General features: G+C 42.9%; 14 protein-coding genes. 7 read left to right on the top strand and 7 right to left on the bottom strand.

All coding sequences use genetic code 11. The annotated features are described in order from the left end of the window. Positions 1-14: 14 nt before the first annotated feature. The 4 genes from ACLI08_RS03150 to ACLI08_RS03135 form a co-directional block, all read right to left on the bottom strand. Positions 15-2,177, bottom strand: a complete 2,163-nt coding sequence (locus ACLI08_RS03150) for a M12 family metallo-peptidase (protein WP_411427001.1) — start codon at positions 2,175-2,177, stop codon at positions 15-17. A 13-nt stretch (positions 2,178-2,190) separates the two neighbouring features. Then, positions 2,191-2,853, bottom strand: a complete 663-nt coding sequence (locus tag ACLI08_RS03145; protein WP_411427000.1) for an aspartate kinase — start codon at positions 2,851-2,853, stop codon at positions 2,191-2,193. A gap of 78 nt (positions 2,854-2,931) precedes the next feature. Further along, entirely contained in the window at positions 2,932-3,291 is a 360-nt protein-coding gene (locus ACLI08_RS03140) for a YraN family protein (RefSeq protein WP_411426999.1), read from the bottom strand. After that, positions 3,291-4,187, bottom strand: a complete 897-nt coding sequence (locus tag ACLI08_RS03135; RefSeq protein WP_411426998.1) for a S66 peptidase family protein — start codon at positions 4,185-4,187, stop codon at positions 3,291-3,293. Before ACLI08_RS03135 ends, ACLI08_RS03140 begins: the two co-directional genes overlap by 1 nt. 229 nt (positions 4,188-4,416) lie before the next feature. Between ACLI08_RS03135 and metG the strand changes: the two genes are divergently transcribed. Continuing rightward, positions 4,417-6,477 (top strand): methionine--tRNA ligase, encoded by a 2,061-nt coding sequence (gene metG, locus ACLI08_RS03130; protein WP_411426997.1) that lies wholly within the window; start codon positions 4,417-4,419, stop codon positions 6,475-6,477. A gap of 237 nt (positions 6,478-6,714) precedes the next feature. Continuing rightward, the gene (locus tag ACLI08_RS03125) at positions 6,715-7,698 is read left to right on the top strand and encodes a fasciclin domain-containing protein (protein WP_411426996.1); all 984 of its coding nucleotides are present in this window, start codon (positions 6,715-6,717) and stop codon (positions 7,696-7,698) included. Between the two features lie 103 nt (positions 7,699-7,801). Here the strand turns inward: ACLI08_RS03125 and ACLI08_RS03120 are convergent, their stop codons facing one another. Both ACLI08_RS03120 and ACLI08_RS03115 read right to left on the bottom strand, forming a co-directional pair. After that, positions 7,802-8,530 carry a metallophosphoesterase family protein gene (locus ACLI08_RS03120; RefSeq protein ID WP_411426995.1) on the bottom strand — a complete coding sequence of 243 codons (729 nt, stop codon included), beginning with the start codon at positions 8,528-8,530 and terminating at the stop codon, positions 7,802-7,804. Positions 8,531-8,876: 346 nt separating this feature from the next. Next, positions 8,877-10,031 carry an ATP-binding protein gene (locus tag ACLI08_RS03115; RefSeq protein ID WP_411426994.1) on the bottom strand — a complete coding sequence of 385 codons (1,155 nt, stop codon included), beginning with the start codon at positions 10,029-10,031 and terminating at the stop codon, positions 8,877-8,879. 169 nt (positions 10,032-10,200) lie between these two features. On the opposite strand from ACLI08_RS03115, the gene ACLI08_RS03110 reads away from it, so the two are divergent. The 5 genes from ACLI08_RS03110 to ACLI08_RS03090 all read left to right on the top strand — a co-directional run bounded on the left by ACLI08_RS03110 (position 10,201) and on the right by ACLI08_RS03090 (position 14,685). Then, a complete protein-coding gene (locus tag ACLI08_RS03110; protein WP_411426993.1) occupies positions 10,201-11,340 on the top strand; it encodes a lycopene cyclase family protein in 1,140 nt (379 codons plus the stop codon). 160 nt (positions 11,341-11,500) lie between these two features. After that, entirely contained in the window at positions 11,501-11,911 is a 411-nt protein-coding gene (locus ACLI08_RS03105) for a BrxA/BrxB family bacilliredoxin (RefSeq protein ID WP_411426992.1), read from the top strand. Positions 11,912-12,153: 242 nt separating this feature from the next. Beyond that, positions 12,154-12,888, top strand: coding sequence for a lysophospholipid acyltransferase family protein (locus ACLI08_RS03100; protein ID WP_411426991.1), 735 nt, complete (start codon positions 12,154-12,156; stop codon positions 12,886-12,888). 9 nt (positions 12,889-12,897) lie between these two features. Next, positions 12,898-13,893 carry an acyl-ACP desaturase gene (locus ACLI08_RS03095; protein WP_411427373.1) on the top strand — a complete coding sequence of 332 codons (996 nt, stop codon included), beginning with the start codon at positions 12,898-12,900 and terminating at the stop codon, positions 13,891-13,893. Positions 13,894-13,983: 90 nt separating this feature from the next. Then, entirely contained in the window at positions 13,984-14,685 is a 702-nt protein-coding gene (locus tag ACLI08_RS03090; protein WP_411426990.1) for a DsbA family protein, read from the top strand. A 49-nt stretch (positions 14,686-14,734) separates the two neighbouring features. On the opposite strand, the gene ACLI08_RS03085 is transcribed toward ACLI08_RS03090, so the two are convergent. Continuing rightward, positions 14,735-15,133, bottom strand: coding sequence for a c-type cytochrome (locus tag ACLI08_RS03085; protein WP_411426989.1), 399 nt, complete (start codon positions 15,131-15,133; stop codon positions 14,735-14,737). Between the last annotated feature and the right edge of the window lie 8 nt (positions 15,134-15,141).

Raw genomic sequence — 15,141 nt, 5'->3', positions numbered from 1 at the left:
TGAGCATTATGTAATTACTGCTTTACTATTTTAAGAGTAGCAGTGCTACGGCTGTTGTCTACTTTAATAAAGTACACGCCGGCTGCATAACCGCTCATGTCTGTAATAAGGCTATTGGTTGCTGTTACCTGCTTATTGGTTAGTAGTTGTCCCGCTACGTTATATATGGCTATATGCTCTATACCTTCGGTAGTGTTTATCGTTAGTTTGTTATTTACCGGGTTAGGATAAAAACTCATGTTTTTAAAGTTGTGGCTGGTAGTGTTAAGCGTACAATTTATGTTAGCCTGCCATCCGTCAAAGTTTACAAACGTATCAGATACAAACACAAAACTAAGCGCTTCACCACCATTTATAACAAACGATTCTGCCGGATTACTGCCATCATAGGTTCCTAGAAGGTTGCCATCTGTACCGGCTCCTTCATATACGTACATAAAATCAAAACCGATTTCGGTTACAAACGTAGAAAAATTAACGGTTATCTGGCTTCCTGGCTCTGCTTTTATAAGGCGTACCGCTTTTTGTCCGTCGGCATAGTTATTATTACCATCAGGATCTTTCCACACTACCGTTTGGTTACACCAGTCTCCAGCGGTCATTGCTACAACCTGCTGGCTCGGGGTTACCTGTACGTCGCTGCACGCCCGCCTTACGGCAACAGAATAGTAGGTGTCTGGGTTAAGGCCATTAACAGAAATAACCGGATTGCTGGTAGGTTCCTGCCAGTTAGAAGGTGTTTGCCCGTAAGGTGCATAGGCTATTTGCCATGGCCCCGGAGATTGTTCGGCTTCGTTATATTTTATCTTTACCGTTAGCGAATTGGTAGAAACATCTATCACATTTACATCTGCAACATCATTAAAACAAGTGTTTATACAGTCTGCGCTAAGGCATAGTGAAAATGAAATATGTTCTCTTATACGCTGTGCGGGTTGTGGTCCAAAGCCGTTGGCAAAATTGATACCCACCCCGTCTACAAGGTGACAGTAGCTCATTATGGTTCCACCGGTTTCAGGATCAGGTAACGGCCCTTGCTCGCAATCTCCTTCGGTATATCCTGCCGATGTACCGCAGCCGTCTATAGCAGTATCGTTGCCGTTCCAGTAGCAGCCGTGGGTATGTGGCGAACCAAATAGGTGCCCCAGCTCATGGGTTACAACTTCTACGTCCCAGCTGAATACGGGCAGATTTTCGAAATAAAGATCTACGTCGCTATAGCTTACGTTTTCAGTGCTGCAAAGCCCGGCAATACTTATGGCTACACCACCCAGTCCTCCTTCGTCATCGCCCACCAGCATACCGGCATCTCCATCAAAAGAGGGCCTGTTAGCATAAAACTGGTACAGGTAATCGCTGGAGCCTACACCATCGTAAGGGTCTGGCTCTGTCCATACAAATACTGATTTTATAGCAGTGTCTATACCATCGTTGTTATATAGTGTTTGTACGTTGTTAAACAGTGCGGTTATCCAGTCTGTAGTTTCGGTAACACTATAATTGTTACCCTCGTACAGCATATAATCTATTTCAAAATACAATGTTACACATCGGGTAGTCTGCACATTGCGTTCTTGTTTCTTTTTCGGGGAAAAACCGGGTACCGTGCCTTTATCTGTAGCAGCACACTTAAAGGCGCTGTTTATTTCAAGGTTAGCATCAGAGTAAATTATGTAATCTTCCCTGCTTGATTTAAGCTTTCCTATAACCAGGTTTTGAAGTTTGCCTCCTGAAATTATACCGGTCATTCCGGTGTTAAAAAAGCTTATCGCTGCTACCGAGTTGTAATTACCTTTTATAATACCCCTGTAGTAAGCTCCCGCGCTGTATACGTTATTTTTTTGCTTATCTGTATCTACGTGGAATCCCTGTGCCATTACCTCTGCGCGGTACAGTTGTAACGTAATGGTGCTGCCGTTATAGGGTACAGCAAGTTCCAGGTATGGATATTTATTTTGTGCAATATCTGTCGATTGTGCCAGGTTTAGCGTAGCATAAGTAGCATTGTTTACCAGTTTATCTGTAGCAGGGTGCAATGCATTATTTACAGCAAGCGGTGCTACAGGCCTAAACTGCGTATTGTTGTTTATTAACGCCGTTACCTGTGCAGGGATACGTTTTTGGGAAAAAACAGTTATGGCGCAAAACAGCGCCATAAGAAGTGTAATTTTTTTCATTCAGGTGGTTGTATTAACTGTTGGTCTTAAGGTCTTTTATAACCTTAAAGGCAAGATCTACTTCATCTTCGTTTACCAGTATGGTAAACTCGTATGAGGTAGAAATCACTTCAATTATAGTTATACCTTCCCAGGCAAGCCTTTGGAAAATATAATAATAAATACCCGGGGTATTAATATTGTCTTTAGGCAACTTTACTGTAATAGAGGCAAGGTTATCATTGCGCTCTATCTTTTTTTCATCGGCAAAAAGCCTGTCTACAATGTGGTTCATGCTGCTGCTTACCACAATGTTTGTTTCATTTACCCCGCGCGATGAGGTGTAAAAAACATCGGGATTGGCATTAATGCTGTTAATAAGCTCTGCCTGCCTGCTAAGTATGGTATCGCTAACAGAGAAAGTAAAATCGGTAAGTGATGAACGTACCGTAATTTCCCCTATGCCTTTAAGTACCTTAACTATTTTGTGGTTAACCCTAAAGTCAAGGTCTTCCGAAAGCCTTTTTAAAGACATAACTACAGCGCCTTGCTTAATGTCTTTGCCGAGTTCTTGCTCCAGCTCAGGCATCATGGTACGGGCAAGCGAGGTTAGGTTAATAATTCCCTGCGACAGGGCACTGAGCAGGAAAGGTTTAGTTTTAATGTAATGTTCTACTACTGATGAGATGGTTTTCATAGGTGTAAATAGTTGTGTGTGTTTACCTTGGGATTACAAATATATAAAATTAAACAAATTGTTGTAAATTTAACACTTTTAAAAAAAGAAAAATGCATCTTTTAAATGTTCCAGTTCAAATTTACCCCCGTTTTTATGAACTGAAACAATATCAAACCGCACTTCGGCATCTATGTCGTTATCTTCTACATAATGGTTCATGGCCTTTGCGAGCAGCCTTATTTTGGCAGGTTTTACGAATTCATGTGGTAGCCCAAACTCCAGCGATGATCGTGTTTTAACCTCAATAGCAGCAAGTATGTTATCTTTTTGCGCTATAATATCTATTTCGGCTTTCTGGAAAACCCAGTTGGTGTGCAGTATTTTGTAGCCTTCTTTTTTTAAAAAATCGGCGGCAGCCTGTTCACCCTCTTTGCCTAAGTCGTTATGGTCGGCCATTATTCAAAACTTAACTTAGTTCCACTTTGGGTAACCTCAAGGGTTGCCTCTTTGCCAAAAACTAAAGCCCGGTTATCGGTAATGTGGCCCGCCGGGAAATTAAAGCAAATCGGTATGTTGTACTCCTGTGTAATTTCTTTAAGAATTTCCAGTGCAGAGTGTCCCCAAGGGGTATCGTTATCGCGCATTTTAGTAAAGCCTCCTATTACTATGCCCTTTACATTTTTAAAATAGCCGTTTCGCTCCAGGTTAATAAGCATGCGGTCTACGTGGTACAGGTACTCGTCCAGGTCTTCCAGGAACAGGATTTTACCCTTATAATCCATTTCAGAACGCGAACCTACAATGCTAAACAGCACAGAGAGGTTTCCCCCTACCAGCTCCCCCGAAACTTTTCCTGTTTTATTAAATTTATGCGCCGGTACGCTGTAGGTTATTTTTTCGCCAAACAGCGCTTTGTGCAGGCTTTCCTTTGCCTGTGGGGAGGCAGTACTTACGCTGGCACACATAATGCCGTGTATGGTGGCTACATCCATATTGTTTATGTGGCTGTGCAGTACAGTAACATCGCTAAAGCCTATAAGCCATTTTGGCTTCTTTTTAAAATGGGTAAAATCTATACGGTCTACCATACGTACGGTACCATAGCCGCCTTTAGCACACCAAATGGCTTTTATGGCGGGGTTATCTATCATTTCCTGGAAATCGGCTGCACGCTGCCAGTCGGCTCCCGCAAGCTGGTGGTTGTCAAGCCCCACGGTTTTGCCCACAACAACATTCAGCCCCCAGCTTTTAAGTAGTTGTATGGCAGGCTCCAGCGGTTCGTGGTCTATTTTTCGGGCGGTGGCAAGTATGCCTACGGTATCTCCTTTTGTAAGGTACGGCGGTAGTTTCATAAGGTGTTGGGCGTTTACGGTAACGGAAAACAACACAAGGCAGAGAAAAACCCTGCACGTATTTTGTAAAAAATTAAAAAACATGGGCTATTATTTTCCGTGTGTGCAAATTTACTCAAAAAAAGGTTGTTGATATTGCTTTAATTACCTCCAAATTTCATACCATAATGCAGCAGTGGTAGTAGTGCAATTTATTTGTACTTTTGCAGGTAAATTTCAAATCCACGATATGTTACAAGACCCGAAACGATATACCATAACCGCCGCATTACCGTACACTAACGGCCCCATACACATAGGCCACCTTGCCGGGGTTTATGTGCCAAGTGATATTTATGCCCGCTACCTGAGGCTTCAGGGCAGGGACGTAGCTTTTATTTGCGGTAGCGATGAGCACGGTGTGGCCATTTCTATGAAGGCTAAAAAAGAGGGCATTACCCCGCAGGAGGTTATAGATAAATACCATCATATTATAAAAACTTCGTTTGAGGATTTCGGGATTTCGTTTGATAACTATTCGCGCACGTCGGCTAAAATACACCATGATACCGCTTCGGAATTCTTTAAGAAACTGTACAACGAAGGCAAGTTTATTGAAGAAGTAACAGAGCAGTTGTTTGACGAAAAAGCACAGCAATTCCTTGCCGACCGTTTTGTAACCGGTACCTGCCCTAAATGTGGTAATGAGGAGGCTTATGGTGATCAGTGCGAAAAATGTGGTAGTTCATTAAACGCTACAGATCTTATAAATCCTAAATCTACCATAACCGGTACGGCACCCGTGCTGAAATCTACCAAGCATTGGTTTTTACCATTAGATCAATATGACGGCTTTTTGCGTGAGTGGATATTAAAAGGGCACGAAAAAGACTGGAAACCAAATGTGTACGGACAGGTAAAATCATGGCTGGAAGACGGCCTTAAGCCACGTGCCGTAACCCGCGACCTTGATTGGGGTATTCCTGTACCTGTGGAAGGTGCCGAAGGTAAAGTGCTGTACGTTTGGTTTGATGCACCTATTGGCTACATATCATCTACAAAAGAGTGGGCGGAGCGCGAAGGTAAAGACTGGGAACCGTACTGGAAAAGCAGCGATACCAAGCTGGTACACTTTATAGGCAAAGATAATATTGTTTTCCACTGCGTAATATTCCCTGCTATGCTTAAGGCAGAAGGCAGCTATATACTACCGGATAATGTTCCGGCAAATGAATTCCTTAACCTTGAGGGCAATAAGCTGAGTACCAGTAAAAACTGGGCGGTATGGCTGCACGAGTACCTTCAGGATTTCCCGGGCCAGCAAGATGTGCTGCGTTATTCGCTTACGGCAACAGCCCCTGAAACTAAGGATAACGATTTTACTTGGAAAGATTTCCAGGCGCGTAACAATAACGAGCTTGTGGCTGTATTTGGCAACTTTATTAACCGTGTGGTGGTACTTACCAATAAGTATTACAACGGAGAAGTACCTGCTGCTAATACGTTTAGCGAGGTAGACGAAGCCACCCTTACCGAAATGCGTGCCTACCCTGCGGTAATTGCAGGCAGTATAGAACGCTACCGTTTCCGTGAGGCACTTAGCGAGCTGATGAACCTGGCACGTCTTGGAAACAAGTACCTTGCCGATGAGGAGCCATGGAAAGTGATTAAAGAAAACCCTGAGCGCGTAAAAACCCAAATGTATGTAGCGCTGCAAATAGCCACTGCCTTAGCGGTACTGAGTGAGCCTTTCTTACCGTTTACTGCCGGGAAGCTTAAAAACATCCTTAAGTTGGATAATAGTTTTGGGTGGAATGATATCAATACGAAGACCGACCTGATTAAGGCAGGACACGTTATTGGCGAAGCGGAATTGCTTTTTGCTAAGATAGAAGACGAGGCCATACAAGCCCAGGTCGACAAACTGGAAGCTACAAAAACGGCTAACAAAGCCGCTAATAAGGTAGCTGCTCCACAAAAGGATTTAATTCAGTTTGATGATTTTGCCAAAATGGATATCCGTACGGGTACTATTCTTGAGGCTGAGAAAATGCCAAAGGCTAACAAACTACTGGTACTGAAAGTAGATACCGGGATAGATGTGCGTACTATAGTATCGGGCATTGCAGAGAGCTTTTCTCCGGAAGAAGTTATAGGCAAGCGCGTTACCGTACTGGTTAACCTTGCCCCACGTGCACTGCGTGGCGTAGAAAGCCAGGGTATGATACTTATGACCCAAAACGCCGAAGGCAAACTTGTTTTTGTTAACCCTGATACCGATGGGGTAGGTAATGGCGAAGTGATTTCATAGCTACTAATCTTTTACGAACGACTATAAACAAAGCCTCCGTTATGCGGGGGCTTTGTTGCATTATTGGTATTTATTACGGTTTAATTTTGCGGTTTTAACAAATGTTGAATTATTTTATTCAAAATGTGAATTTTTGGCATAACTAATCTTACAATGTTTAATGTTTTGCTAAAAAAGTTAAACAAAAAGGTTTTCGTACATAAATTAGCGTCATAATTAACTATAAACTAAATAGCTATGAAATTAAAGATGCTAAAACTTTCGGCGTTATTGTTATTTGTTGCTACTGCTTTTATAAGCTGCGATGATGATGATAACAACAACACTACTCCACAAAACACTATTGTTGATGTAGCTTCGGCTAACAGCGATTTTTCAATCCTTGTTCAGGCACTAACCCGTGCTGACCTTGTTTCTACTCTTGATGGTAGCGGACAGTTTACTGTATTTGCTCCTACGAATGATGCCTTTAACAGGTTTTTACAGGCAAACAACTTTTCATCTATCGACAAGGTTCCTGTGGCTACATTAAAACAGGTACTGCTAAACCACGTAATTGCCGGTACTGTAGCACGTTCTACAAACCTTACTACCGGTTATGTAAAAACAGAGGCTACAGGAAGCGCTTCATCTACCAGTAAAATAAGCATGTTTATAAACACTTCTGGTGGGGTAACCATTAATGGCGGTATAGATAACGGTGGTGCTGTAGTAACTACAGCAGACGTAGCGGCCAGCAACGGTGTTATACACATAGTAAACCGTGTTATAGCATTGCCAACATTAGTATCTCACGTTAAAGCAAATCCTGATTTTGATACGCTTGAAACCGTGTTAACAACCAATACTTTTGGCGACCAGAGCGCGGTGGCTGCAGCACTTTCTACTAATACTTCGCCACTAACTGTATTTGCTCCCGATAATGCTGCCTTTACAGCGGCTACCACAGGTACAGGTTTTGCAGTGGGTGCTACAGCAGCTCAGGTAACTAAAGTGCTTCAATACCATGTAACTTCTGGTAACGTACTGTCTACACAGCTTTCAGACAACCTGCCTGTGCCAATGATTACAAACCCGGCACAAAACATTACCATCAACGTAACAGGGGGTGCCCGTATTACAGACCAGGCGGGTAACACAAGTAACATTACTGCGGTAGATATTCAGGCGGCAAACGGTGTTATACACAAAATATCACGCGTGTTGCAACCTGCACTATAATAAATGCAATGTCCTTTTTAGATAACTTAACTTTAGGTTGGTAAGTTAGTTTCCTTATGATTGTGAATGTATGAGGGCTGCCATTTGGCAGCCCTCATATTTTTTAATTCCTCCCGGCCTCGTCAGGGTACAGGGTATCTACGCCGTCGCTTTGCCAGTATTGCTTGGTGTCTGCATCCAGTATCGTTAAAGGTCCGCGGTAGGCAGCTCCGGTGTCTACATTCCAAATATTAGCTTTATTTACCGGTACGGTCTGCCCTATGCGGGTAACAGCGGTATGACCTATAAAAATTTCTTTAAAATGTGTAAACCGTTTTGGGTACAACGGATCCTCGGTGCTTAGAGAAGTGTCCAGCGCCAGGGCAGTTTCCCACAAGGTACGATCCCAGTAGAACATTCGCGGAAAATATTCGTGATGTATGCCGTTTACGTTAGTAAAACCGGCATGCACAAACAGGCGGTTTTCGTCGTCCAGATGGTAGTCCTTTAATCCTTCCAGAAATAGTATGTGGATTTGTTTCTTTTCTTCAGCAAGGGCGTTGTAGCGCTCCATAGTTATACGTCCGCCATGGTTAAACCATTGTTCGCTGTATTCTCCGGTATGCAGCCATTGCATAAGCAGGTCGTCATGGTTGCCGCGTATAAAGGTACACTTATGGGTAGTTTTAAGTTCAAGCAAAAAGTCGATAAGCTCCGGGCTTTCGCTCCAGCCGTCTACGTAGTCGCCCAGGAAAATAAGGTGGTCGGCCGGGGTTATGGCAGCGCGTTCCATAACTTGGGTTACAGCGCGCAGGCTACCGTGAATATCGCCAATAACAAGGGTTCTGCCCATTACAATGGTTTTTAGGGTGTGTGTAAAGTGTAAATTTAATGATTAATTGTTTCTCAGTACCAGGAAAACAGTCAGGTAAATTGCCAATGTACACAAATGTGTTGTTGCCGATGGCCTGTATTCTTGTTTATCAAAAAGATACATAATAAGATTTATTGTAAAAAGTATAAATGTTATAAACGGTAGTATGGCTAAAATAATAATTCCGCTGCCGGGAGTACATGGTCCGCCCGGGTCAGTTACGCTCAAGGCTATAGCGGTCGCCATAGCTACAAAATAAAAAGTGAGAGTGACTAACATGTGCTTACCGCTCTTTTTTAGAGTGGCTGATTGTTCCATGTTTTGTCTAACTTACCTGCCTGTCGTACTTCATTTTGCGTAGTACCCGCATGGCTTCTTTAAACGATACATAAACCGCCGGGTCAGGGAAGGCTTTTAATAATGGCTTGGCGTCGGCAAGGCGCTGTTTGGCATCTTCAAAACCGTTGAGGTAGCAAATCATCAGTGTGCTGGGTATGTTGCTTACATCGCGGTATTCGCGATCGGTAAGGTAAATGTTTTTTTCCAGTTTACGCAGTAGCGCCAGCTGCGAATTATAAATGTGATACATCAGCTTTTCGTTGTACTGGGGAGGGTCAAATAACAGTTGGCTTTCCATGTGGTAACTGCCTTTATCGGTAAAGCTAATGGTGAGTTTTTCCAGCGGATAGTAACTCGTTTTGTCATTAAGCCCCAGGGCTACGTATTCGGTAATGCTAAAAGTATCGTCGGTATATTCTATACTTACTTCATCTAAAGCCGAATAAAACAGCTTAATCTGCTCGTTTATCAGTTCTATGTCTACGCGGCTGTAGTAGGTATTGCCCTTAACTACTTTTTTATGCCCGGCCCAGCACACTACAAATAGTTCTTTAAACACTTTATAGTGCGCGGGCATATCTTTATGGCGGTTGTTTATAAAATCTATAACTCCCTCAAGGGTATGCTCTATACTGTTACGCGAATTGTTTTCTACGCTGTTTACAATAATCTCATTAAGTCGGTTAGGCTCTACCACCAGTGCATCTACAGGAATAGAGTTACTGCCCCTGCGCATAAAAATTGCACCTGCCGGTATGGTGTACACATTCTTTTTAAAATAGGCAGTACGCCCGTTGGGGCTTATGGTTACCAGCCCTACCACCCGGTCTTTTGGCAGGTTAGGAAAAGGCACATTTTCGTACTGAATTTGTGGCGGATTTTCCAGGAAGGCGTTTACCAGGTTTTGTATGCGGCTGTCGTCATAAAAATCAGTACCCACAATTTCGTTGCTTCCATCTTCTATGCCTACAACTATATAGCTGTTGTTAGTAGGGTTACTGTTGCTCAGTGCGCAAATGTGTTTGGCAAACTTGGCTTTACCTTCTTTAGTATGCAGGTTCAGCTGGCGCTTTTTATCATAAAAGCTACTTTCGTCGTTATTGGCGAGCAGGTTTTTTATGAGTAGGCGCTTATTGATCATTTTGATTTCAGATTTCAGAATGTAGATTTCAGATTGCTTAGTCAGGCGATAACACAAAAACAACTGGAAACCCTCTGGTAACAAATCTATTAAATAATAAACGTATATAAAAACCTTTTGGTGTTAAGCTCACGAAAAATAGTACTGTTTATTTATTATTTTTGGGTTAATGAAACACTACGATTATATTTTTGCCGGTGCAGGGCTGGCCGCGCTTCTTACGGCCTACCGTATGGCAGTTTCCGGTAGCTTTACACAAAAAAATATACTGCTGCTGGATCCTGATGCCAAGGCCACTAACGACCGTACTTGGTGCTTTTGGGAAGAAGGCGTGGGCGAATGGGACAGCATAGTGCACCGCAACTGGAATACCGCGGTGTTTGCCAATGAAGATTTTCGCACCGAGCTTGATTTCGATGATTACCATTACAAAATGATACGGGGCGTCGACTTTTACGGATACGTAAAGCGGGAGTTGGCAAAACACCCAAACATTTTTATGGTTCAGGATAAGGTAATTTCATTTAACGACCGTGGCGCCGATGTGCTTGTTAAGACAACGGAAGCGGAGTATACCTGTAGCAAGCTGTTTAACAGTATTTACTGTGCTACGCTGCCGACAATGCAAAAAAAGTATCCGGTACTGCAACAGCATTTTATAGGGTGGCATATAAAGACCGATAACGCGGTTTTTAATGCCGAAGTACCGGTGTTTATGGACTTCAGCGTTCCGCAAAAAGGCAACACGCGCTTTATGTACGTGCTGCCATTCAGCGAAACCGAAGCCATTGTAGAATACACGCTGTTTAGTAAAGACCTGCTGCCCGAAAAAGAATATGAGCAGGCTATAGCTGATTATGTACAGCAACTTGGGGCGGGCGGGTATACTATAGTAGACAAGGAACGCGGCAGCATCCCCATGACCAGCTACAGGTTTTGGGATGTAAACTCAAAAAACATAATGCATATAGGCTCTACCGGAGGGTGGACGAAGGCCAGCACGGGCTACACGTTTAAAAATGCAAGCAAGCTGAGTAAAAAGCTGGTTAACTTCCTGCAAAAAGATGCGCCTTTAAATACGTTTTATAAAGTAAACCGCTTTTGGTTTTATGACCTGCTGCTGCTGGATATTTTGGGAAAGACGAATGAAAAGGGAGGCGGTATCTTCGCTGCTATGTTCCGCAAGGGTAAGGCGGCACCCGTGTTTAAATTCCTGGATGAGGAAACCTCGCTGTGGGGCGACCTGAAGGTAATTTGGAGCTGCCCCAAAGGTATGTTTATTAAAGCGCTACTAAGTAGATTATTTTAAATGATGAATTATAAATTTTAAATGAATCGCGAAGGCTTAATAGCTCAGAAGCTAAGCAACTAAGCAGCTAACGATATTCTGTAACAAAAATTGATACATTTATATTTTTAGATGTAAAATTGCTTACCTTTGTAGCCATAAAACTTTAATTAGTACAGTTATGTATCCTGAAGAATTAGTAAAACCAATGCGTGCCGAACTTTCTGAGGCCGGGTTTAAAGAAATATTTACTGCTGAAGACGTAAAAAAAGAAATTGAAAAAGAAGGTACTACCCTTGTGGTGGTAAACTCGGTTTGCGGTTGTGCTGCGCGTAATGCGCGCCCGGGTGCACGTATGAGCCTTGCTAACGATAAAGTGCCTGCAAACATAATCACTGTATTTGCCGGTGTAGATAAAGAAGCTGTAGATGCCGCGCGCGAACTTATGTTCCCTTACCCGCCGTCATCGCCAAGCATGGCACTGTTTAAAAACGGTGAGCTGGTACACATGCTGGAGCGCCACGTTATAGAAGGCCGCCCTGCAGAAATGATAGCCGATAACCTTAAAGAGGCCTACAACGAATACTGCTAGTCTTTTTAATTTTAGATAACAATGAGAACCACGCTGCAAGGCGTGGTTTTTTGTTTTATGGGTTTTTTGTAATCTGATTAATCAGATGTTTCGAGAGTCCCTTATCTTATGTCTCTCATCTATTATCTCCTAGGGAAAAATCTGAAGTCTACCCTCTAAAATCTGAAATTAAATGCCTGCATACTAAATTTTTTTATTATTCCATAAAAACACACTACTTTTACACGATTTTTTATTGTAAAATGCGAAAACTGTTGTCTTACCCCTTATCGGTACTTTTTTATTTGGCATTCGGATTGCTGTTGGTTATATTTCATCCCATACAGTGGTTTTGCCTAAATGTGTTTGGTTACCAGGCCCACAAAAAAAGCGTAGATATACTAAATGGCTGGCTGGTACGGTCTTTGCTTATCTTAGGTACTACTGTTAAGTTTAAAGGGTTAGAGCAGGTGCCGCAGGGTGTGCCGCTTATTATTGTGGCAAACCACCAAAGCATGTACGACATTCCACCAATCATATGGTTCATGCGCAAATTTCACCCGAAGTTTGTAAGCAAAAAAGAACTCGGCAAGGGTATACCCAGCGTGTCATATAACCTAAGGCACGGCGGCAGCGTACTCATAGACCGTAAAGACCCCAAACAGGCTATCCCTGTAATAGGCGGTCTTGGCAAGTATATTGAAAAAAATACCCGTTCGGCTGTTATATTTCCTGAAGGTACCCGAAGTAAAACCGGAGAGCCTAAGAAGTTTAGCGAAAGCGGGCTAAAAATACTCTGTAAGTATGCACCGTCGGCGTGGATTGTCCCGGTAAGCATTAATAACTCCTGGAAAGTAGTAAAAAACGGAATGTTTCCGTTAACGGTAGGCAACAGCCTTACCTTTACCATACAGGAACCGTTTGCTGTTAAAGATATTCCTTTTGAAGAATTAATGGTAAGGACAGAGCGTGCAGTGATACAAGGAATAAAAAATTAAATGAACAACATGTCTGTAAAAAACATCCGCCTGGAGGTAATGAAGTTCCTGGAAAAGAGCGTAGATTCTTATGTAGAGGACTTTCTTATCCCGGTAGAAAGCATCTGGCAACCTTCTGATTTGCTGCCGGATTCTCAAAATGAAAACTTTTTTGAAGAAGTTAAAGAACTGCGCGAAATAGCTAAAGACCTTCCGTATGACTTTTGGGTAACGCTTGTGGGCGATACCATAACCGAAGAGGCGCTGCCTACCTACGAATCATGGCTTATGGACGTAGAAGGGGTAGACCAGGTAGGCGAAGGTGGTAACGGATGGAGTAAATGGGTGCGCCAATGGACCGGTGAGGAAAACCGCCACGGTGACCTGCTAAACAAGTACCTTTACCTTAGCGGACGCATAAATATGCGCGAAGTGGAAATGACTACGCACCATCTTATAAACGATGGTTTTGATATAGGCACAGACCGCGACCCGTATAAAAACTTTGTTTACACCAGTTTCCAGGAACTGGCTACATATATATCGCACAACCGCGTATCGCAGCTGGCTAAAAAATATGGCGATAAAAAGCTGAGCAAAATGTGTAAGCTGGTAGCCGGCGATGAAATGCGCCACCATCTTGCCTACAGCGAGTTTGTAAACCGTATTTTCCAGGTAGACCCAAGTGAAATGATGTTGGCTTTCCAGCACATGATGAAGCTTAAGATAACCATGCCTGCACACTTCCTTCGCGAAAGTGGCGATAAAATAAGCACCGCTTTTGAGGAGTTTAGTAACTCTGCACAGCGTATAGGTGTTTACACCTCTCACGATTATGTAGATATACTTCGTAAGCTTATAGAAAAGTGGCAGATAGACAAAGTATCGGGCCTTACTGCCGAAGCAGAAAAAGCACGCGATTACCTTATGAAATTACCGGACAGGATGGCGCGCATAAGCGAAAGGCTTGTAATTCCTGAAGAATCATACATATTTAAGTGGGTACAGCCTGCTCTTATAAAATAACACTATACCAGAGGTAAGCGTTAAAAAACGGGTAACAAGTAAGTTGCCCGTTTTTTTATGGCGTACCTTTGCATAAAAATAACTGACAATATGAAAGTTGAAATATGGAGTGACATTATGTGCCCGTTCTGCTATATCGGTAAGCGCCGTTTTGAAGAATCACTGGCGCAGTTTAATAACGGTGAAAATATAGAAATAGAATGGAAAAGCTTTTTGCTTTCTCCGGATATGAAGACCGACCCTACCAAGAGCATTCACCAGTTCCTTGCCGAACACAAAGGCGTATCGCTTGAGGAGGCTAAGGGCATGAACCAGTATGTAACAGATATGGCAGCATCGGTAGGTCTTACCTATGATTTTGATAAAACCATACCGGCCAACAGCTTTAACGCGCACCGTTTCTTGCATTTTGCAAAACAATACGGTAAACAGAACGAGGCCGAAGAACTGTTGTTTAAAGCCTATTTTACAGAAGGTAAAAACATAGACGACACCGAAACCCTGTTAGGCTTTGCCAAAGAGCTTGGACTGGATATAGCTGCACTTACCCAAGCTATGGGCAGCGAGGCTTTTGTAAACGATGTTATAGCCGATATACAGGAAGCACAGCAGATAGGAGTACGTGGCGTACCGTTTTTTGTATTTGACCGTAAATATGCGGTATCGGGGGCGCAAACACCAGACGTGTTTTTTCAAACACTGGAACGTTCGTACGATGAATGGCAGCAGGCACATCCTAAACTTACCATAATAGAGGGCGACAGTTGTTCTGTAGATGGTGATTGTAATTAATGGCATTATAGTAAATAAGAAAGCGGAGCATTATGCTCCGCTTTCTTATTTATTGTACACTGTACATATAGGCCTGTATAGATTTTAGTTCGGCGTCCGTAAAGGTCTTGGTCAGGTAAAAATTTGTTTTCATTACCTCATATTGTTCCGGTTTTACAATGGGCTTGCCATTGCCTTTAAGGAACGTTACCATATCTGCCTTTTGCTCCTTATAAATTTTAGCAATCTCTTTTATTGAAGGCCCTACAGCCTGTGCATCGGGCTTATGGCAGGTATAGCAGTTGCCTTTTCCGTCGAAAATTTCCTGTCCGGCCTGTTCTTCAGGAGTAAGGTTTGTTGCCGCACCTTCGGCAACGGTAGGCGTTTCTGCGTTTTCCGCTGATTTTTCCTGTTTACCGCCACAGGCGGCAAGTGCTGTTAAGATTATGGCTATCAATAGTTTTTTCATGGCGTGTA

This window comes from Flavobacterium sp. RNTU_13 (assembly GCF_046614455.1).
GTDB lineage: Bacteria > Bacteroidota > Bacteroidia > Flavobacteriales > Flavobacteriaceae > Flavobacterium.
The sequence above is the reverse complement of the archived record's forward strand: the minus strand, read 5'-3'. Positions and strand labels throughout refer to the sequence as shown.